At 68.4% G+C, this 19,476-nt stretch carries 16 protein-coding genes; 12 read left to right on the top strand and 4 right to left on the bottom strand.

Going from position 1 to position 19,476, the window contains the following annotated elements:
* The first annotated feature begins 26 nt into the window (after positions 1–26).
* Positions 27–425 carry a VOC family protein gene (locus ACWGIC_RS12415; RefSeq protein ID WP_452075986.1) on the top strand — a complete coding sequence of 133 codons (399 nt, stop codon included), beginning with the start codon at positions 27–29 and terminating at the stop codon, positions 423–425.
* A gap of 162 nt (positions 426–587) precedes the next feature.
* Here ACWGIC_RS12415 and ACWGIC_RS12410 read toward each other — a convergent pair whose 3' ends face one another.
* Both ACWGIC_RS12410 and ACWGIC_RS12405 read right to left on the bottom strand, forming a co-directional pair.
* A complete protein-coding gene (locus ACWGIC_RS12410; RefSeq protein WP_452075985.1) occupies positions 588–2,282 on the bottom strand; it encodes a bifunctional diguanylate cyclase/phosphodiesterase in 1,695 nt (564 codons plus the stop codon).
* A gap of 220 nt (positions 2,283–2,502) precedes the next feature.
* Positions 2,503–3,411 (bottom strand): SAM-dependent methyltransferase, encoded by a 909-nt coding sequence (locus tag ACWGIC_RS12405; protein WP_452075984.1) that lies wholly within the window; start codon positions 3,409–3,411, stop codon positions 2,503–2,505.
* 158 nt (positions 3,412–3,569) lie between these two features.
* Here ACWGIC_RS12405 and ACWGIC_RS12400 point away from each other — a divergent pair, with 158 nt between their 5' ends.
* From ACWGIC_RS12400 to ACWGIC_RS12355, 10 genes are all read left to right on the top strand, one after another.
* Positions 3,570–5,210, top strand: a complete 1,641-nt coding sequence (locus ACWGIC_RS12400; RefSeq protein WP_452075983.1) for a thiamine pyrophosphate-binding protein — start codon at positions 3,570–3,572, stop codon at positions 5,208–5,210.
* A gap of 123 nt (positions 5,211–5,333) precedes the next feature.
* Positions 5,334–6,782, top strand: a complete 1,449-nt coding sequence (locus tag ACWGIC_RS12395; RefSeq protein WP_452075982.1) for an aldehyde dehydrogenase family protein — start codon at positions 5,334–5,336, stop codon at positions 6,780–6,782.
* Positions 6,783–6,933: 151 nt separating this feature from the next.
* The gene (locus ACWGIC_RS12390) at positions 6,934–8,388 is read left to right on the top strand and encodes a 4-hydroxyphenylacetate 3-hydroxylase family protein (RefSeq protein ID WP_452075981.1); all 1,455 of its coding nucleotides are present in this window, start codon (positions 6,934–6,936) and stop codon (positions 8,386–8,388) included.
* A 26-nt stretch (positions 8,389–8,414) separates the two neighbouring features.
* Positions 8,415–9,416 carry an amidohydrolase family protein gene (locus ACWGIC_RS12385; protein WP_452075980.1) on the top strand — a complete coding sequence of 334 codons (1,002 nt, stop codon included), beginning with the start codon at positions 8,415–8,417 and terminating at the stop codon, positions 9,414–9,416.
* Positions 9,417–9,428: 12 nt separating this feature from the next.
* Complete coding sequence (locus ACWGIC_RS12380) at positions 9,429–10,445, top strand: DODA-type extradiol aromatic ring-opening family dioxygenase (RefSeq protein ID WP_452075979.1); 1,017 nt, start codon at positions 9,429–9,431, stop codon at positions 10,443–10,445.
* A 2-nt stretch (positions 10,446–10,447) separates the two neighbouring features.
* Entirely contained in the window at positions 10,448–11,116 is a 669-nt protein-coding gene (locus tag ACWGIC_RS12375; protein ID WP_452075978.1) for an RraA family protein, read from the top strand.
* Complete coding sequence (locus ACWGIC_RS12370; protein WP_452075977.1) at positions 11,116–11,769, top strand: RraA family protein; 654 nt, start codon at positions 11,116–11,118, stop codon at positions 11,767–11,769. Before ACWGIC_RS12375 ends, ACWGIC_RS12370 begins: the two co-directional genes overlap by 1 nt.
* Complete coding sequence (locus tag ACWGIC_RS12365) at positions 11,766–12,404, top strand: 4-carboxy-4-hydroxy-2-oxoadipate aldolase/oxaloacetate decarboxylase (RefSeq protein ID WP_452075976.1); 639 nt, start codon at positions 11,766–11,768, stop codon at positions 12,402–12,404. Before ACWGIC_RS12370 ends, ACWGIC_RS12365 begins: the two co-directional genes overlap by 4 nt.
* Positions 12,401–13,372 carry a flavin reductase gene (locus ACWGIC_RS12360; protein ID WP_452075975.1) on the top strand — a complete coding sequence of 324 codons (972 nt, stop codon included), beginning with the start codon at positions 12,401–12,403 and terminating at the stop codon, positions 13,370–13,372. Before ACWGIC_RS12365 ends, ACWGIC_RS12360 begins: the two co-directional genes overlap by 4 nt.
* Positions 13,373–13,383: 11 nt before the next feature.
* Positions 13,384–14,994 carry an FAD-dependent monooxygenase gene (locus ACWGIC_RS12355; protein ID WP_452075974.1) on the top strand — a complete coding sequence of 537 codons (1,611 nt, stop codon included), beginning with the start codon at positions 13,384–13,386 and terminating at the stop codon, positions 14,992–14,994.
* A gap of 59 nt (positions 14,995–15,053) precedes the next feature.
* Here ACWGIC_RS12355 and ACWGIC_RS12350 read toward each other — a convergent pair whose 3' ends face one another.
* Both ACWGIC_RS12350 and ACWGIC_RS12345 read right to left on the bottom strand, forming a co-directional pair.
* Complete coding sequence (locus tag ACWGIC_RS12350) at positions 15,054–16,430, bottom strand: aldehyde dehydrogenase family protein (RefSeq protein WP_452075973.1); 1,377 nt, start codon at positions 16,428–16,430, stop codon at positions 15,054–15,056.
* A 55-nt stretch (positions 16,431–16,485) separates the two neighbouring features.
* Positions 16,486–17,637 (bottom strand): PucR family transcriptional regulator, encoded by a 1,152-nt coding sequence (locus ACWGIC_RS12345; RefSeq protein WP_452075972.1) that lies wholly within the window; start codon positions 17,635–17,637, stop codon positions 16,486–16,488.
* 74 nt (positions 17,638–17,711) lie between these two features.
* Here ACWGIC_RS12345 and ACWGIC_RS12340 point away from each other — a divergent pair, with 74 nt between their 5' ends.
* Positions 17,712–19,322 carry a thiamine pyrophosphate-binding protein gene (locus ACWGIC_RS12340; protein WP_452075971.1) on the top strand — a complete coding sequence of 537 codons (1,611 nt, stop codon included), beginning with the start codon at positions 17,712–17,714 and terminating at the stop codon, positions 19,320–19,322.
* The last annotated feature ends 154 nt before the right edge of the window (positions 19,323–19,476 follow it).

The raw sequence follows: 19,476 nt of genomic DNA, 5'->3' as shown, positions 1-19,476 counted from the left end.
CAAGCAACCCAGAAAGGAAAGTGGCTGTGCAATTGACTTCCGTCCGAATCATCACTGGTGACGTCGACCGTCTGACGTCCTTCTACGAGCAGGTGACCGGCCTCGCGGCGAGCCGCCCGGCGCAGCAGTTCGCCGAGTTCGCCGGCGAGACCGCGACACTCGCGATCGGCAGCGCCGAGACGATGGCGCTGTTCAGCGCGGGTGCGGCGGTGCCGGAGTCGAACCGGACCGTGATCCTGGAGTTCCTGGTCGAGGACGTGGACCGGGAGTACGCCCGGCTCCAGCCGCTGCTCACGGACGTCGTGCAGGAACCGGCCACGATGCCGTGGGGCAACCGTTCGCTGCTGTTCCGCGACCCGGACGGCAACCTCGTCAACCTGTTCACACCGCAGACCGAACAGGCGCGGGCCCGGCTCGGTGTTTGATTGCCGCGACTTCGTCGCGGCGGAGAAATCGCTTTCATCCGGTTTCTTCCCTTCCGATCCGATCGGCCGGGGGCCGATCGGATCGCTCAGTCCAGAAACCGGAGCGATTTCTCGGCTCGGGCGGCTGCTGGCCAAGGACGAAGGATGAATTGCCGGGGAGGACTACCGTTGGCGCAGCAGTTCCGGCGCTCGGCCGTTCGTTTCCTTGCTGCCGCGGAGAACTTGCGCGCGTCCGGCTCCTGGCCAGCTGTTGACCCAGCTGGATCCCCGGATTCCCTTGGCTTGTTTCTTCAACGGAGCCAGCAGCCGCGCGCTTTCGCGATACGAGCCTGCGGAAGCGCCGGTCTGGACCAGGCTTGCCAGGGAGAGCGTGACCGAGATGCCGTCCGCGGACCAGTCGTGGCTGAGGACCGCGTCGGCGAGGGACGTGATGTCCTCGACGCCGCAGACGACCAGGAAATCGTCGCCGCCGACGTGGCCGACGGTGACGTCGCCGAGCCGTCGGGCGTGGTCGGTGAGGGCCCGGCCGATGGCGCGGATGAGGTCGTCGCCCGCGGCGAACCCGGCGGTGTCGTTGAGCCGCTTGAACTGGTCGATGTCCAGCCAGGCCACGACAAACGGCCGTCCGGCCCCCGCCCGTCGGGCGACGTCCTGCGCGATCGCGTCGCTGCCGGGCAGCCGGGTGAGCGGATTGAGCGCGACCGCGGCCTCGACCTTCACCGCGGCCATCCGGCGCATGACCTCGTTCGGGCGCACCACGCCCTGGTAGCGGCCGGACGCGTCGATCGCCACGAGGTCGTCTCCGCTGTGCTCGGCCCCGCCGTCGGCGATGAGTTCCAGCAGTTCGCGGGTGCCGGTGCCGATCCGGACCAGCCGCGGCGGGCCGGCCAGTTTCGCGGCGGGTTTCCCGGAATACAGGGCGTGTCCGTAGCGGCCGGTCACCGCCAGCAGGAACCGCATCCGGTCGATAGTCCACTGTGGACGAGCCTGCTGGTCGAGCCCGACGATCGCCTTCGGCGCGTGTTCGGCGGAAAGGATCGCGTGCACGTCGTCGCACGTCGCGTCGTCCGGCAGGGTTTTGGCCTGCCGCAGGAATTCGGGGATTCGCAGCCCAGCGGCGGGCGAAACCACCATGGTGCCGGGCTGGTCGCCGCGTTCGGCAGTGGGCAGCACGCGTTCGGGAGCCGCCGTGGCGAACAGATTTCCTTGCATCAGCCGGATTCCGGCGCGCCGCGCGACGTCGAGTTCCGCGTCGTTCTCGATCCCGGTGGCGGCCAGCCGCAGATCGGTCTGGGCAGCGAACTGCACCAGCGCTCCGACGAGCGCGACGGTCGCCGCGTTCGCGGGCAGCCGGCGCAGCGTCGCGCGGTCCAGTTTGATCATTTCGATCGGCGCTTCGGCGAGGAGGTTCATCGGCAGGCCCGCCGCGCCGAGCCGGTCGAAGGCCAGCCGGAAGCCGAGGTCGCGGAGCCGGTTCAGGCCCCGCAACAGGGCCGGCGGATCCGGCAGGGCGAGCGGAGCGGTAACCTCCAGCACGACGTCGGCGGGACGGCGGCCGGTGCGTTCGAGGGTTTGCAACAGCGGGATGAACCGCTCGGCGGGCGCGCTGGCGGTGCTGGCGCTCAGGTTGAGATGCAGTGACATCCCGGCAGCGGTCTGCGGGACCGCCGCGGCCGCGCGTGCCGCGAGGTCGAGATCGGCGTCGATCAGCTGGGCCTGGTCGCCCGCCGCGTCGAGAAGATCCTGCACCCAGCCGGTCGCGGGATGCCCGATCGCTTCGACTGCGACAGCCGAGCCGCTGTAGAGGCTGTACAGCGGCTCGAAGGCGAAACGAACCTGGTCGGCGGGCGCGAGCACCCGCCGATCCTCGCTCGGAACGCACGGATCTCCATGAAACCGTTATCTGCCGTTGACCTGCGGCGACGGGGTGACCGAACCGGAAAACCCTTCAGGATCCGGGGCTGTGCTCGGGATTCGCGGGGAGCGAGGGGCAAACCCGCGGTATGCCTCGTGACCACCATCACAAGCCGGCTACGAAGCGGCCATGACCAGGCGTGACGGCTTGGCCACGGGCTCGCTAGGCCAGAATGCCGCTGATGTACCGAAGGTCGCCCATGCGCAGATCGTCGTCCTTCAGCGGCGGGAGGCCGTTGGCGGCGAGCAGTTCCCGGACGGTGCTTCCCTCGACCGTCCAGCCGAGCCCGGTCAGGTACGGCGCGGCTTCGTTGCGTTCGCCGAAGTAGCGCAGCCTCGTCATGTCGGTGTCGAAACCCTCGCCGCGCCATTGTGCGGAGATGCGGTCGAGGCGTTCCTTCGTCTTGTCCTCGTCCCCGGGGCGCGGGTTCGGCCGGTTTTCGGTGGCGACCCGGCTTCCCGGCGCGCTGAGCCCGGTAACGGTGTCCAGCAACCGGTCCTGTGCCTCGGGCGGCAGATATCCCAGCAGGCCTTCGGCGCTCCACGCGGTCGGGCGGGCCGGGTCGAAACCGGCGGCGCGCAAGGCGGCGGGCCAGTCGTCGCGCAGGTCGACGGCGACCGCTCGCCGGTCGGCGGTGGGCTCGGCTCCCAGTCCGGCCAGGGTGCGGGTCTTGAACTCGACCACCGGGGGCTGGTCGATTTCGTACACCGCGGTCCCGTCCGGCCAGGGCAGCCGGTAGGCGCGGGAATCCAGTCCGGACGCCAGGATCACGGCCTGGTCGATGCCCGAGCTGGCCGCGCCGAGGAAGAACTCGTCGTAGAACTTGCCGCGGATTTTGGCCGCGTCGATCCAGACCTGCCCGACCAGGTCGCCCGAGGCGGTCTCGCCGGAGGCCAGCTGGGCGAGGAGGTCGACGCCGACTGCCTTCACGAGCGGTTCGGCGAACGGGTCCGAGAACAGCGTCCCGTCCTCGCGGGTCGCGATCGCCCGCGCCGCCGCGGCCATCGTCGCGGTCGCGCCGACGCTGGACGCCAGGTCCCAGGTGTCTCCGTCGTGCCGGGCAGAAGTCATTGTGCTGCCTTGCCTTTCGCCGGGGTCAAGATCGCAACCTACTCCGGATCCCGACACCGTGTCGCACCCTTGCCCGGGTTTCTTCCGTCGCCGCGTCGGAGCGCCCGGCGCGGCGCGCTGCGTAACGTGCGGGGCCGTCGAGGCGGTGAGGAGGCGACATGACGGTTGCCGCGCGGTTGCTGGACACCTTGGCGCAGTGGGGAGTCGAACGCGTTTTCTGCTGTCCCGGCACCAGTGAGATACCAGTGCTCGACGCTCTTGCCACCAGCCGAGGCGGACCCGAGTTCGTGCTGACCACCCACGAAGCGATCTCGGTGTCCATGGCGGACGGCTACGCGCGTGCCTCCGGCCGGATCGGCGTGGCCTATCTGCACACGAACGTCGGCGTCGCGAATGGCTTGGCACATCTGTACGCCGCGCAGGTCGCGCGCAGCAGCGTCGCGATTCTCGCGGGGATCAAGGAAACTGCGACCCTCCCGCACCGTGCGCTGACGACTTCGCCGCGTTTGCTCGAAACGGCCGCGCCGTACGTTGGTTATGCCTGGCAGAATCTCCGCGCCGAGGACCTGCTGGAAGATGTCAGCCGGACGCTCTGGCATACCACCGTCGTTCCGGAGCAGCCCGCGATTCTCACGATCCCGCAAGACCATTTGGCCGCCGAGGAGGAACCGGGCGTCGCGCCTCCGGTCCGCCGCGGGGTGCGGCAAGGTCCGGCAGCGGAGGCTGTCCGGCAGGCGAGCGCCCTGCTCGACGCGGCACGGCGGCCGGTGGTCGTCGCCGGATCGGACGTGGCCCGGCGCCGGGCCGAGGCGGACCTGACGCGACTGGCCGAACGGCTCGGCGCGCCGGTGTTCGCAGAGTCCCGGCGAGATCTCGAACGGTGGTCCTTCCGCACGGATCATCCGCTCTACGCCGGATTGTTCGAGCCCCGCGCGCCGCTGATGGCGGAAGCCGACCTGCTGGTGCTGGCGGGCATGCCGACGCCGCTGGAGTTCTCGGCCGAGGTCGCGGCGCTGCCGTCCGGCGTCCCTCTGCTGCATCTTTCCGAAGACGCTGCCGAGCCTGGCCGCCGGTATGTGCCAGCCGGAGCCGTCGTCGGCGACACTGCGGCGGTGCTGCGCGGACTGGCCGAAGGGATCCGCCCAGAGTGCGCACCGTCGCGGAGCGAGTGGCTTGCGCGAGTGCGGAAAGACAGCGAGGACCGGCGAGCCCGCTGGGAGGCCCAGGTTCCGCTGGACGGGGATTTCAGTGCGGCGGTGGCGATGCGCGTTCTCGCGGACGTCGTCGGCGGGGAACGTTTGCTGGTTCTCGACGCGGTCACCTCGACGTTGCCGTTGCTGCGCTTTCTCCAGCGCACGCGGCCGGATTCGCTGTTCGCCACCGCGAGCGGCTCGCTCGGCTGGGGCATGGGCGCGGCGGCGGGCGTGGCGATGGCGCGGCGCGAGCGGGTGCTCGCGGTGGTCGGCGACGGCGTCGTCCAGTTCGGGGTGCCCGCGTTCTGGACCGTGGTACGTCACCAGCTGCCGGTGACATATCTGGTGGTGAACAACGGGAAGTACCAGGCCGTGGTCGCCGGTCTGGGGAAAAGCGGAGGCGCGGCGGCCGAGCGCGGGGTGTATCCGCTCACCGACATCAGCGGCGTTGAGATATCAGCGTTGGCGATGTCCTTCGGCATCAAGGCGACGACGGTCGACGGAGCCGCCGGGTTGCGGGCCGCTCTCGCCGAGGACCAGCAGTTGGGCCCGGATGACGGTCCGCGGCTGATCGAGGTTCGCGTGAACGACCAGTTGTGGCAGTGATTCCGACACGGTGTCGAGTCACGGCTGCGGGATTTGCGTCGCCGAGGCGATGAAGCAGTGCCTCGCCCCGGCCTAGCATCGCGGCGATCTCCGCACCCGCACCAGGATTGGCAGGCGACGACGATGGCCCGGTGGGATCTCAGCGACGCAGACGGGCATATCTACTCCGGCGGTTGGCGTACCGGAGGGGGAGGCACGCAGCCGGTGGTCTCGCCGGGCGACGGCGGGAAAGTGGGCCTCGCCGGCATCGCCGACCAACATGACGTCGAACGGGCCGGAGCACGCGCGGGTCAGGTACAGGCTGAGTGGGGCCGCGCGTCGTACCGCGTGCGGGCCGACGTCCTCACCCGGGCCGCCGAGGTATTGCGCGATGTCCGCGCGGACGTCGAGGACGTGCTTGTGCGCGAAAGCGGTTCGCTCCCCGCCAAGGCGAAGCACGAGGTCGACAAAGCGATCGACGAACTGATCGCGGCGGCCGGGCTGGTCACGATGTCGCAGGGCGATCTCCTCCCGGTGGAAGACCCGGCGACGCTGGGAATGGCCCGGCGGATCCCGGTCGGTGTCGTCGGGGTGATCGCGCCTTGGAACGCACCGCTGATGCTCGCCATGCGCTCGGTCGCCCCGGCGCTCGCGCTCGGCAACGCGGTGCTGGTCAAGCCCGACGTGAAGACCGCCTTCTCTGGCGGCGCGGTGCTTGCGCACATCTTCGAGCGCGCCGGTCTTCCCGACGGCGTGCTGCACGTGCTCCCCGGCGGTGCCGCGACCGGCGAGGCGGTGGTGCGTTCGCCGCACACGAACGCGATCTCGTTCACCGGATCGTCCGCCGCTGGCCGCCGGGTCGGCGAGATCGCGGGCGGCCTGCTCAAGCGAGTGGTACTCGAACTCGGCGGCAACAACGCCTTCATCGTGCTGGCGGACGCTGATCTCGATCGCGCGGCGGCCGGTGGCGCCGGCGGAACTTTCCGGCACCAGGGGCAGATCTGCATGGCCACTGGACGGCATCTCGTGCACGAAAGCGTCGCCGACGAGTACGTCGAACGGCTCCAAGCAGCGGCCGGGAAACTGCGGCTCGGCGATCCGAAGGCACCCGGTACGACACTCGGCCCGCTGATCACGACCGCGCAGGCCGAGCGAGTGCACGGCATCGTCGAGGCAGCGGTCGCCGGAGGCGCGCGGGTCGTGCACGGGGCCACGCACGACGGGGCGTTCTACCAACCGACCGTGCTGGACGGCGTCACCGCTGACAACGCAGCTTTCCGGAGTGAGATCTTTGGCCCGGTCGCTCCGGTGACCCGATTCTCCACCGAAGAAGAAGCGCTCGAACTGGCCAACGCCACCGAATACGGCCTGTCCGCGGCGATCCACAGCCGGGACGTCGCGCGCGCCCTCGGTTTCGCCGCCCGCTTGCGCGCCGGGATGGTCGCCCTCAACGGCCAGACCATCTACGACGCCGCGCACATTCCGATGGGCGGGCTCGGCGCGTCCGGCAACGGCGGACGGCACGGCGGGCACTGGAACCTGGACGAATTCACCTACTGGCAATGGGTGACGGTCCCGACGGTCCAGCGCTGAGCGTTTCCGACACCGCGTCGGACCTTCCTACACCGTGTCGGACGCCCGCGGCGGAGATTCCCGCAGCGGACCGATTCCGCGGCGCTCCCGTTTCCGTAGCTTCGAATCGTCGCCCGGTGCGGGCCCGTCACAGACAAAGGAGTCGGAGTACATGGACATTTCCGGTGCCACCGGGGCGCTGACCGGCGAACAGTACAAAAAGAGCCTCGACGACGGCCGCGAGGTCTGGCTCGACGGCCGGCGCGTCGGGAACGTCGCGGAGCACCCGGCGCTCAAGCCGACTGTCGACGAGTTCGCCCGGCTGCTCGACCTGCGGTTCGCCACCCCCGAGGGGCGGGCGGCGACCCTGGTCAAGTCCGAGGAGACCGGCAACGAGGTCAGCTACGCGTTTTCGCTCCCGAAGACCCCGGAGGAATTGCGCGCCAAATTCGCCGCCTCGGAATGGTGGATGCGGGAAAGCCTCGGGCAACTCGGCCGTTCGCCCGACTTCATGTCGAACGTGGTGGCTGGCCTCGCCGATTATGCCGACGAACTCGAACAGAACCGCGAAGGTTTCGGCCAGAACGCGCGGGATTACCGCCGGTTCGCGATGGAGCACGACCTCGTCCTCACGCACGCGCTCGGCGACCCGCAGATCGACCGCAGCGCCACCCCGCTCGACGATCCGGACCTCGCCCTGCGCGTGGTGGAGGAGCGTGAGGAGGGCGTAATCCTGCGCGGGGCCAAGCAACTCGCCACGCTCGCCCCGTTCTCGCACGAGGTGCTGGTATATCTCAACGGCGTTACTGCCGCGCGTGGCGCGGAGGACTTCGTCATCTGGTTCGCGCTGCCGATGAACACGCCAGGCTTGAAGATCCTGCTGCGCGAACCGCTCGGCGCGCCGGAGAGCGGCCACTCACACCCGCTCGGCAACCGGTACGACGAACAGGACGCGATGCTGTTCTTCGACGACGTTTTCCTGCCACGCGAACGCATCTTCCTGCTCGGCGACTCCCTGCGGGCGCTCAAGGGCCTCGGCCGGATCAACGTCTGGAGCCTGCAGAGCACGCACATCCGCTTCCTCGCCCGGATGAAGTTCTTCACCTCGGTCGCGAAGAAGCTCGCGCATTCCATCGGGGTGGACACCTTCCGCGGCATCCAGGAACAGCTGGGCGAACTCATCTCCTACGTCCAGACGCTCGAACTGGCGATCAAGGGCGCCGAGGCCGACGCCGTCGTGACGCCGGGCGGGCACCTCGCCCCCAGCAATACCAACGGCGTCGGCTTCTGGTCGGCTGACATCTCAGCGCGGATGGTTCAGATCTTGCGCCAGGTCGCCGCGTCCGGCCTCATCATGCAGCCGACCGAAGCCGACCTCGCGAACCCCGAACTGCGCCCGTTCCTGGACCTCTACATGCGCGGCCACGACATCGGAGCCGCGGAGAAGGCGCGGCTGTTCCGGCTCGGCTGGGAACTCGCCGGTTCGAGCTTCGGCATGCGCCAGGAGCTTTACGAGTACCTGCACCGCGGCGACCCCGGTGCCGGCCGCACCCGGCTGTTGCGCTTCTACGACACGTCGGCGACGGACGCGCGCGTCGACGAACTCATCAGCAAGCCGCTCGTCTGAGATCTCTGACCGCGAAGGAGCCCGCCGTGATCATCGACGTCCACGGCCACATGTCCGCGCCGGACGCCTACTACGCCTGGAAAGCCTCGCTGCTGTCGCACCGTGGCGCGCACGGCGGCAAACCGCCCGCCATCAGCGACGACGCGCTCGCCGCGGCGTATCACCACCCGCACCCGAGCTTCGGCGACATCTCGCACCTGGCGCACCTCGACGGCGCCGGGATCGGCCTGCAGATGATCTCGCCCCGCCCGTTCCAGATGATGCACAGCGAACGGCCTGCCAAACTCGTGCAGTGGTTCACCGAGGAGACCAACAACCTCATCCACCGCGCCACCGAACTGTTCCCCGGCCGGTTCAAAGGCGTCGCCGGGCTCCCGCAGAGCCCGGACCTGACGCCTCGGGACTGGACCGCTGAGCTGCGCCGCGCGGTGACCGAACTCGGCTTCGTCGGCGCGATGCTCAACACCGATCCGCACGAGGGCACGGAAACCCCGCTCGCTCTCGGCGACCGGTACTGGTATCCGGTGTACGAGGTGCTGTGCGAACTCGACGTGCCGGTGCTGCTGCACGCGGCCGGGTGCAAACCGCCCGCGCGGGAACCGTACAGCCTGCACTTCATCCAGGAAGAAACCATCGCGGTGTGGAGCCTCGTGAACTCCGCCGTGCTGAAGGATTTCCCGGAGCTCAAGGTGATCGTCTCGCACGGCGGGGGCGCGATTCCGTACCAAGTAGGCCGGTTCCTGCCCTCTGTGGTGCGCACTGGAGTGTCCTATCTGGACAAACTGCGCCGGCTGCATTTCGACTCCTGCCTCTACACCCAGGACAGCCTCGAGCTGCTGATGAAGGTCGTCGGCACCGACCGGGTCCTGTTCGGCTCGGAGAAACCGGGCACCGGCTCGCAGATCGACCCGGAGACCGGCCGCTGGTTCGACGACATCCACCTGCTCATCGACGACATCGCCTGGCTCGGCGACAAGGAGCACGCCGACGTCCTCGAAAACAACGCCCGCGCGCTCTTCCAGCTCTGAGCGGAGACGACCATGACCGAAATTGTCGCCGGGTTCGGCACTTCGCACGGACCACAGCTGAAGGCGCCACCACCCCACGCCTGGGATATCAGGGGCACGGCGGACCGCGCCAGCAAGGGGTTGAAGTTCCGCGGCGAGACCTACAGCTACGAGGAACTGCGCGAGCTGCGCGAGGACTTCTCGAACGAGATCACTCCCGAGGTGATGGCGCGCCGCTGGGAAAGCTGCCAGCGGTCGATGGACCGGCTCGCGGGCTTCATCAAGGCCCAGAACGTCGACGCCCTCGTCATCGTTTCCAGCGACCACAAGGAAACCTACGGCGACGAATGGCTCGCCCCGTTCTCGGTGTTCTGGGGCGACGAGGTCGCGCACGTGCCGTTCACCCAGGCGCAGCTCGACGCGATGGCCCCCGGCCTGGCCGAGGCCGCGACCGGCGACGTCCCGGACCGCACGATCATGCGGCCCGCCCACCGCGCGCTCGGCAAGCACATCATCCAATCGACCCAGGCCGAGGACTTCGACACCGGAGCCACCGAGGTGATTCCGTCCGGGCGGTACGAGAACCACACGATCCCGCACGGCTTCGGGTTCATCTACCAGCGATTCCTCGGCCAGGAATCGACGCTGCCGATGGTGCCGATCTTCATCAACACCTTCTGGGAACCGAACCCGCCGGGCGCGAAGCGGTGTTACGACTTCGGGCGCGCGGTCGGCCGGGCGATCCAGTCGTTCCCCGGCGACCTGCGCGTCGGTGTCGTCGCTTCGGGCGGGCTCAGTCATTTCGTGATCGACGAGAAACTGGACCAGGAGTTCATCCAGGCATTGCGGGACCACGACGCCGGCTACCTCTCGGCTGTCCCGGCCGCGGAGATGCGGTCCGGTGCTTCGGAATTGCGCAACTGGATCGCGGTGGCCGGGATCGCCGACGAGGCCGGTCTCGCCGTGACGAGCGCGGACTACGAGCCGTGCTACCGCACGGAAGCCGGCACCGGCAACGCGATGTGCTTCCTCACCTGGGAACGGAAGTGAGCATGTCTCCCGAAGAGATCATCACCGCACTGCGCGGACTCGACAGCTGTGCGGTTTCCGACGCACTAGACACTCTCGGCCTGCCTGGCGCGGTCACCGAGCTGAAGCCGATGTGGCCGGTAGGCACGGTCCTGGCCGGTCGCGTGCGCACGGTCACCGCGGCGCCCAAAGCCACCGCCGGGCCGGCGACGCACATCGCCACCCCGCTGGTCGCGATCACCGAGCCGGACGACGTCGTGGTGATCGACAACCACGGCCGCACCGACGTCTCCTGCTGGGGCGGCTTGCTCGCCGAAGCCGCGGTCCGGCGTGGCGTGGCGGGCGTCATCGTGGACGGAGCTTGCCGCGACGTCCAGGAGAGCGAGGCGCTGAAGCTCCCGGTCTTCGCTCGCACGGCGGTGCCGGTCAGCGCGCGGGGCCGCATCGTGCAGGCCGCGATGGACGAGCGCATCCAGATCGCTGGTATCTCAGTGGCGTCGCAAGACTTTGTGCTCGCGGACGTCAACGGGGTCGTCTTCGTCGCCGCCGGAGACGCCGAACGCGTCATCGGCCTCGCACAGCGGATCGCCGAGCGCGAAACCCGGATGGCGGAGGCGGTCCGGTCCGGTCGTGACGTGCAAGAGGTCATGCACGATTCCCAATTCCCCACAGTCACCGCGGAGCAGCGCTGATGTCCGAAGCCCTTATCGACCGGTTCGCCGTGCTCGGCACCGCGACGGTCTCCGACGCCCTCGACAAGCTCAAACGTCCGGGCAGCCTGCTGGGTCTCGCGCCGCTGGCGGACGGACAGCGGATGGCCGGCCGCGCGTTCACCGTGCGGTACGTCAGCGCACAGGTCCCGGCCGGAACGGTCGGCGATTTCATCGATCAGGTCGAACCGGGGCAGGTGATCGTGCTCGACAACGACGGCCGCCTCGACTGCACGGTATGGGGCGACATCCTGACCGCAGTAGCGCACCAGCGTGGTATCTCAGGCACGGTCATTGAAGGCGTCTGCCGCGACACGCACCGGGCGCTGTCCATCGGCTACCCGATCTACAGCCGCGGCCGCTTCATGCGCACCGGCAAGGACCGGGTCGAGGTCGCCGAGGAACGCGGACCAGTGACCATCGGTGGCGTGACAGTTCGCCACGGTGACATCTTGCTGGGCGACTCGGACGGGGTCGTGGCGATCCCGCGCGACTGCGAGAACGACGTACTGGAGGTCGCCGAAATGATCCAGGCTCGCGAAGAGGCGATCCTCGCCGCGGCTCTCGGCGGCGCGACGATCGCCGAAGCCCGTGCGAAGTACGGCTACCACGATCTGCAGCGGGCGGAAGCATGACCACATTGGACGAAGACACCAGGGAACTGCTGACGCTCGGCACCGCCACGCTGTACGAGGCTTCCGGCCTCGACTGCTTCCTGGACCCCGCGTTCCGGCCGGCGTGGGACGGCGCGCAGCTGGTCGGCCGCGCGGTGCCGGTGTCGGCACAGATCGGCGACAACCTCGCGCTGCACCACGGGATCGAGGCCGCTGGCCCCGGTGACGTTCTCGTGGTCGACGCCGGTGGCGCGCCGTTCGGGTACTGGGGCGAGGTGATGGCGGTCGCGGCGCAGGCACGCGGGATCCACGGTCTGGTCATCGACGGTGGTGTCCGCGACACACAACAGCTCGCGGCACTCGGGTTCCCGGCGTTCAGCACGGCGATTTCGATCCGCGGCACGATCAAGCACTGGCCGGGAACGGTCGGCCGCCCGATCACCTTGCGCGGCCGGGTGGTTAGCCGCGGCGACCTCGTCGTGGCCGACCGGGACGGGATCGTCGTGTTCCCGGCGAACGAGTACGACCGCGTCCTGAACGCGTCCCGTTCCCGCGCGGAGAAGGAACAGTCCTATCTGGACCGGCTCCGATCCGGCGAGACCACTTTGGACGTCTACGACTTCCGACAGCTCGGTGCTCCGGACGAAGGGAGGTGAACCCGTTGTCTTCCGACCAGCAACGAATCGACAGCTTCCGCCAAGCCGCTGGGAGATTCGCCTCAGGTGTCACTGTGGTGACCACGGCGCTAGACGGCCACCTTTACGGAATCACGGCGACCTCGTTCGTATCCCTCTCACTGAACCCGCTTTTGGTGACGGTCTCGATCAATTCGCACAGCCCGATTCTCGATGAGATCCGGGCGAGCGGGGTCTTCGCGATCAACGTGCTCGGCCGTCACCAGCAGGAGGTCTCCGCTTGTTTCGCCCGTCGAGGCCGCGGCCGGAGCAAGGAGCGATTTGACGAGGTCGAAACGCACACCGAGGCCACTGGTGCTCCAGTCGTCACCGGTGCGCTCAGCTGGTTCGACTGCACCGTGCACACGATGCTCGGCGGCGGCGACCACATCATCCTCGTCGGCGAAGTTGTTTCCGCGGGCGGGGGAACCGGGCAGCCGTTGCTGTACTGGTCCGGCGAATACCGCGAACTCAGCACGGCGGAAGAGGTGGAAGCGGACATCAGCCGGATCGCGGATTCGCTTTCCATCCAGCTGCATTTGCACGGCATGCGCACCGAACAGCTTCTGGAAGCGCAGCACGCGGTCGAACCGGCGGCCGCAGCGCTCGCAGCGCGTGCCGCAGCGGACGACCAGGTAGCGCAATTGCGAGCGCTGGTCGAGGAATCGGGGAAACACGTCCACAACGCCAGCCGCTACAACCCACTGTCGCTGGAATTCCACGCCCGGCTCGGCCTGCTCAGCGGAAATCCGGCGATCGCCGCGTCGGTCGGCGCACTCAACCGGCCCAGGGAAAGCGTGTATGCCGTGCACACGAACGCCGAACGGGCGGCCCGTGCCGTCGATGCGCACCGCCGCATCCTCCAGGCCATCGAGGACCGCGACGAGGCCGCTGCCCGCCGCCTGATGACTGAGCACCTTGGCGTAGTGGCGCAAGGAATGCCGTGCTGAACGGAGAAACCATGGACGCAGACGTCCTCGTCGTCGGGGCCGGTCCGGTCGGCCTCGTCGCCGCGCTCGACCTGAGCAGCCGCGGGGTGTCGGTGATCGTCGTCGAGGAACGAGAGTTCCTGGAACCACCGAACGTCAAGTGCAATCACGTCGCCTCGCGCACGATGGAAAGCTTTCGCCGGCTTGGGATCGCCGCCGAGGTGCGCGCGGCCGGGCTTCCGCGAGACTACCCGCAGGACGTCGCGTTCCGGACCTCGCTGACCGGGCGGGAACTGTCGCGGATTCCGATCCCGGCGAGCGGTGAGCGGTACACCTCGCGCACCGGCCCCGACACGAGCTGGGCGACGCCGGAGCCGCCGCACCGGATCAACCAGACGTTCCTGGAACCGATCCTCGCCCGGAACGCCGCTGCCGCGCCCGGCGTGACGCTGCTCAACCGCACCCGGTTCCACTCGGTGAGTCAGGACGCGTCGTCCGTTTCGGCAGTAGTGTCCGATGGCTCGGGTGAACGGATTCTGCGTGCGCGGTACTTCATCGGTGCGGACGGCGGCCGTTCGGCGGTGCGCAAGCAGATCGGCGCGAAGCTCAGCGGAGATCCGGTGCTCCAGCACGTGCAGTCCACGTGCATCCGCGCGCCGAAGCTGTACTCGCTGATGACCGCCGACGAACCGCGGGCGTGGGGTTACTACACGTTCAACTCTCGCCGTGTCGGACACGTGTACGCGATCGACGGCAGTGAGACCTTTCTCGTGCACACGTACCTTTCCTCGCCGGAAGAAGCTGTCGACCGGGACGCGGCGATCCGAGCGATTCTCGGCGTGGACGAGGCTTTCGAGTACGACGTCGTGTCCAAAGAGGACTGGATCGCGCGACGCCTGCTCGCCGACCGCTTCCGGGACCGGCGGGTGTTCCTCGCCGGGGACGCTTCCCATCTGTGGGTGCCGTTCGCCGGATTCGGGATGAACGCGGGCATCGCAGACGTGCTCAACCTGACCTGGCTGCTCGGCGCCCGCCTCGGCGGCTGGGCAGAGGAAGGGATCCTGGACGCCTACGAAGCCGAACGGCGGCCGATCACCGAGCAAGTGTCGCACTTCGCGATGAACCATCAGCGGAAGCTCGCCCGGCCGGGGCTTCCCGCCGAACTCGAAGACGACACCCCAGCCGGAGCGGCCGCTCGCGAGTCCTTCGGAGCCGCGGTACGGGAGTTGAACGAGCCGCAGTTCGCCGCCGCAGGCCTGAATTATGGCTACGCCTACCACGATTCCCCGATCATCGCTTACGACGGCGAAGAGGCACCGGGCTACACGATGGGCAGCTACACGCCGTCCACGGTGCCCGGTTGCCGTGCCCCGCACTTCACGCTGGCGGACGGGTCCTCGCTGTACGACCGTCTTTGCCCCGGCTACACGGCGATTGCCGGGCGCGGGGTTGATATCTCAGCATTGACCGTTGAAGCGGCAAGCCGAGATATCCCTTTCGCTTCCGTTGAAGTCGATGCGCTGCCGGATGAATATCTTTGCCCCATCACGTTGGTACGCCAGGACCAGACTGTGGTGTGGCGAGGGACCCCGCCCGACCGGGCGGCCGCGGCCGGGTTGTGGGAAAAGCTTCGCGGCGCTTGACCACCGGCCCACAGTGAAGGCCTCCCCGGGGAAATCCCCCGGGGAGGCCTTCACTGGTTTCACCGGCGGATGACTTTGGTGGCAGCCATGGCTTTCAGGCCCTCCACGCCGAACTCCAGCCCGTAGCCCGACGACTTCGTCCCGCCGAACGGAATCGCCGGATCGACGCCGCCGTGCTGGTTGATCCACACGGTGCCCGCCTCCATCCGCCGCGCCACCGCGTCCGCCTCGTCAGCGTCCGCGCCCCACACCGAAGCGCCCAACCCCTGGTCAGTGCCGTTGGCGCGGCGCACCGCGTCGTCCACGTCGGAGTACCGGATCACCGGCAGCACCGGACCGAACTGTTCCTCGTCGACCACCGCTGCGCCGTCCTCGACGTCCGCGATGATCGTCGGCCGGTAGAACAGCGGCCCCAGTTCCGTCGCCGGCATGCCGCCGGTGACGACGCGGGCGCCGTGCGCACGAGCCTCTTCCACCAGCCGGGAGACGATCTCGAACTGTGCGGGATTCTGCACCGGCCCGAGCCGGTTCGCCTTGTCCTGTCCCGGTCCCATCGGCGCTTTCTCGGCGCGTTCGGCCAGCGCCGAGACGACGTCGTCGTAGATCGACTCGTGCACGTAAAGCCGTTTGAGCGCGGCGCACACCTGGCCGGTGTTCATGAACGCCGCCCAGAACAGCTTGTCGGCGACAGCGTCCACGTCGGTGCCGGGCAGCACGATCGCGGCGTCGTTGCCGCCCAGCTCCAGGGTGAGCCGGGCGAGATTCCCCGCCGAGCTTTCGACAATCCGGCGTCCGGTCGCGGTCGAGCCGGTGAACACGATCTTGGCGATCCGCGGATGCGCGGCCAGCGCGGCGCCGACCTCGCGATCGCCGGACACGGCGGTCAGCACGTCCGCCGGGAGGTGGCGGCGGAAGATCTCCGCGAGCGCGAGCACGCTCAGCGGAGTGTTCTCGGAAGGCTTGAGCACCACCGTGTTTCCCATCCGCAGCGCTGGTGCGACGTGCCACACGGCGATCATCACCGGGAAGTTCCACGGGCCGATCGACGCGACGACGCCGAGCGGAACGTAGTGCAGTTCCGCTCCGTCCGGCAGCGACTGCGGTTCGAGCACGGTGTCCGCCGCGGCCCGGAGCCAGTGCGCGGCGCCGTGTGCCTCGCCGGCGCCACCGGCCTTGCCTTGTTCAGCGGTGATGATTTCGCCGAGTTCTTCGGCGTGCGCGTCGATGTCGTCCGCGATGACGTGCAAAAGCCGCGAACGTTCGGTATGCCCCAGCGCGGCCCACGACGGCTGAGCCGTCGCGGCAGCGGCGATCGCGGCGTTGAGCTGGTCGACCGTATGCACCGGGGCGTGGCCGACGACCTCCCGGGTCGCGGCGTCCAGGATCGGCCGCCCGCGGTCGTCGGCGACCGAGACGGTGGTCAGCAGTGCGTTCATGCGGGACCCTTCCGTAAAAGTTCACATTGAATATAGTCAATTGGGCGCGACGCGGCTAGCGAAGTCCGGCGAGCGTCGCGATCCGAAGTCCGGCGTGGAGTTCCCGGCGCACTTTTCCGTCGGCCAGATCGACCTCGGCGACCGCACGCACGCGATCCAGCCGGTAGTAGAGGGTGCTGCGGTGGACGTGCAGGGTCAGTGCCGTGCGTTGTGCGTCGCAGCCGCAGTCGAGATAGGTCTCCAGGGTCTGCGCGAGATCCGGCCCGGACTGCGCGTCGAGCACTCGTCGTACGGCATCGGGAAGATCTGAGATATCAAGTTCCTCGAGTGGGAGTTGCAACAGCAGCCGGTCCAATCCCAGTTCCGACCAGTGGACCACGCAGCCGGTGTCGCTGCCGCGCAAGGCGATCCGGGCTTCCCGCAGCGAGCGGTGGACGCCGGACAGTGGCGCGTGCGCCCCGCCGACTCCGGCGTGTAGGCCCGAAAAGGCAGGCTGGGAAAGGAGGGCCGACAGTCGGTCGGTGTCGATTTCGTACGGCACCAGCAGGACGGCTTCGCTGCCGAGTACCGCGCCGACGGCTTTCAGGGTGGGAAAGACGGGGATGCTCGACAGCGCCCGGTCAAGCGCCAGCCGCAGCGTCGCCGAACTGGGCTCGGCCCGGGGCGGGGTCGCGATCGAAATCACCGTGTAGTGCGGAACGGGGGACAGCAGGCCGCTGGCGAGCAGTTCATCGGCAGCCCGGACGCGCTGGTCGTCGTTGCCTTCGAGGAGCGCGGCGAGCAGGCGTCGCGCGCGGTCCTCGTCCTCCCGGTTGCCCAGCGCCATCGCCGCCAGCAGCAACCCGATCTGCGCGCGGCGATCGCGCAGCTCGTCGTCGTCCTCGTAGGGGGATTCGTCGTCCTCGGGGATGGTCGAGGAGAGGTAGCCGACGAGCCGTCCCTCGTGCCGGACCGGCGCGACGAGCCGCGACTGCCCGCCGTCGAGCGGCGGGATCCGGACCGGGTTCCGCGACTGGCCGACCCGGTAGTCCCGAATGGACTCACGGGCCCGCGAAGATCCTTTGTGGGACAAGATGATCGCCAGCCGGGCATGGTCGACGTCCTGGTCGTGGACGCTGAATGCGATGACGGTGAAGTCGACGTCGAACACGATGACCGGCCGCCCGAGCCGGTCGGCGTAGGCCTGCACCTGTCCTTCGAGAGTCATGCTCGCCTCTTCCGTTGCCAGCTGCCCGAGATTTGATCTATATTCATTATAGACATTTGACGAGAGGGATCCGCATGGCACAGATGACAGGCGGTGACGCGCTCGCCAGGGCGCTCATCAGCGAGGGCGTCGACACGGTCTTCGGCATTCCCGGGGTCCAGCTGGACGGGCTCACCGACGGCATGTACCGCGAGCGCGACAAGCTGGAGCTGGTCGTTCCCCGGCACGAGCAGGCGACCAGCTACATGGCGGACGGCTACTACCGCGCGTCCGGACGGCCGGGGGTCGCGATGGTCGTGCCTGGGCCTGGAGTACTGAACGCCGGAGCTGGGATGGCAACGGCGTACGCCTGCTCATCGCAGGTGATGCTGCTGGCCGGCACGATCCCGTCCCCGCTCGTCGGCTCCGGACTCGGTGCGCTGCACGAGATCCCGCGGCAGACGGACACGGTCCAGGGGCTGACGAAGTGGTCCGCGCGGCCCAAGCGGGTCGAGGAGATCCCGGATCTCGTTCACGAGGGTTTCCGGCAGATGCGTACTGGACGGCCGCGTCCGGTCGCGCTCGAACTCGGTCCGGATCTTTTGCACGCGGTCGCGGATCTCAAGCCGGGCGAGCCGTTCGGCGTGCGGGAGCCGGAAGCGCCGGAGCGGGAGGTCACCGAACTCGCGCGGCTGCTGGCGGCGAGCGAGCGGCCGGTGATCCACGTCGGCGGCGGAATGCGGGATCCGCGTGCTTTCAAGCTTTTGGCGCGGCTCGCTGAGTTGCTCGACGCGCCGGTGGTGATGAGCGAGAACGGGCGGGGCGCGATCGATGCTCGCGATCCGCATGCGCTGCCTGCGTTCGCGTTGTGGGAATTGCGGTCCACCGCGGATCTGGTGGTGTCGTTCGGGAGCCGGTTCCTGACTCCGTTCGGGCAGCAGCTGAATATCGGGGACGCGCGGCTCGCGCTGGTCAATATCGACGCGGCGGATCTTCGTCCGCCTCGTCGGCCGGATCTCGCGGTGAATGCTGACGCGGTGGCTGTGCTGGAGGCGTTGGTCGGGCGGCTTGCTCCGCGGGCGACGTGGGGTGAGGAGCTTGGGCGGCTTCGGGAGGAGTGCGAGGGGCGGATTCGGAAGCTGGTCGGTCCGCAGATGGAGTTCGTTGACGCGATTCGGGCGGCGTTGCCTGAGGACGGGGTTTATGTCAATGAACTGACGCAGATCGGGTATGTGTCGACTTATGGGTTTCCGGTGCGGGCACCGCGGTCTTATGTGTGGCCGGGGTATCAGGGGACGCTGGGTTATGCGATGCCGACTGCGCTCGGTGCGGCGGTGGGGGCTGGGGGGCGTCCGGTGGTCGCGGTGACTGGGGACGGGGGGATCGGGTGGTCGATGCAGGAGTTCGCGACTGCCAAGAAGTACGGGATTCCGTTGGTGACTGTGTTGTTCGAGGATTCCCGGTTCGGGAATGTTTGGCGGATTCAGCGGGATAGTTACGGGGGAAGGTTTATCGGGTCGGAGTTGACTAATCCTGATTTTGGGTTGCTGGCTCGGGCGTTTGGGGTGGACTTCGCGTTGGCGGAGGATGCTGCGGCGGTGGAGAGGGAGGTGGGGGCGGCGATCGCGGCGCGGCGGCCTGCGGTGGTGAAGGTGCCGGTGGGGGTGTTTCCGTCGCCTTGGTCGCTGATTCACGAGAAGCATTGAGTTTGGTTTTGGTTGGCTGTTTGGTGGTGGGGGTTTTGCTTTTGGTGAGTGTTGCGGTGGGGGCACCCCGAAGCTGATTGTGACTACGCGCGGAAAGGCTTGTCAAGGCGGGAAAGATGCCTTGACAAGCCTTTCCGCGCGTGTTTTTGGCTTC

It is taken from the genome of Amycolatopsis sp. NPDC054798, assembly GCF_053611505.1.
Note: the sequence above shows the minus strand (reverse complement) of the source record. Positions and strands in the feature narration are given on the sequence as shown.

Bases quoted from the DNA above. Each gene is read 5' to 3' on its own strand.
- ACWGIC_RS12405 (WP_452075984.1), bottom strand. From the start codon at position 3,411: ATGACTTCTGCCCGGCACGACGGAGACACCTGGGACCTGGCGTCCAGC.
- ACWGIC_RS12400 (WP_452075983.1), top strand. From the start codon at position 3,570: ATGACGGTTGCCGCGCGGTTGCTGGACACCTTGGCGCAGTGGGGAGTC.
- ACWGIC_RS12395 (WP_452075982.1), top strand. From the start codon at position 5,334: ATGGCCCGGTGGGATCTCAGCGACGCAGACGGGCATATCTACTCCGGC.
- ACWGIC_RS12390 (WP_452075981.1), top strand. From the start codon at position 6,934: ATGGACATTTCCGGTGCCACCGGGGCGCTGACCGGCGAACAGTACAAA.
- ACWGIC_RS12380 (WP_452075979.1), top strand. From the start codon at position 9,429: ATGACCGAAATTGTCGCCGGGTTCGGCACTTCGCACGGACCACAGCTG.
- ACWGIC_RS12375 (WP_452075978.1), top strand. From the start codon at position 10,448: ATGTCTCCCGAAGAGATCATCACCGCACTGCGCGGACTCGACAGCTGT.
- ACWGIC_RS12370 (WP_452075977.1), top strand. From the start codon at position 11,116: ATGTCCGAAGCCCTTATCGACCGGTTCGCCGTGCTCGGCACCGCGACG.
- ACWGIC_RS12365 (WP_452075976.1), top strand. From the start codon at position 11,766: ATGACCACATTGGACGAAGACACCAGGGAACTGCTGACGCTCGGCACC.
- ACWGIC_RS12355 (WP_452075974.1), top strand. From the start codon at position 13,384: ATGGACGCAGACGTCCTCGTCGTCGGGGCCGGTCCGGTCGGCCTCGTC.
- ACWGIC_RS12350 (WP_452075973.1), bottom strand. From the start codon at position 16,430: ATGAACGCACTGCTGACCACCGTCTCGGTCGCCGACGACCGCGGGCGG.
- ACWGIC_RS12345 (WP_452075972.1), bottom strand. From the start codon at position 17,637: ATGACTCTCGAAGGACAGGTGCAGGCCTACGCCGACCGGCTCGGGCGG.
- ACWGIC_RS12340 (WP_452075971.1), top strand. From the start codon at position 17,712: ATGGCACAGATGACAGGCGGTGACGCGCTCGCCAGGGCGCTCATCAGC.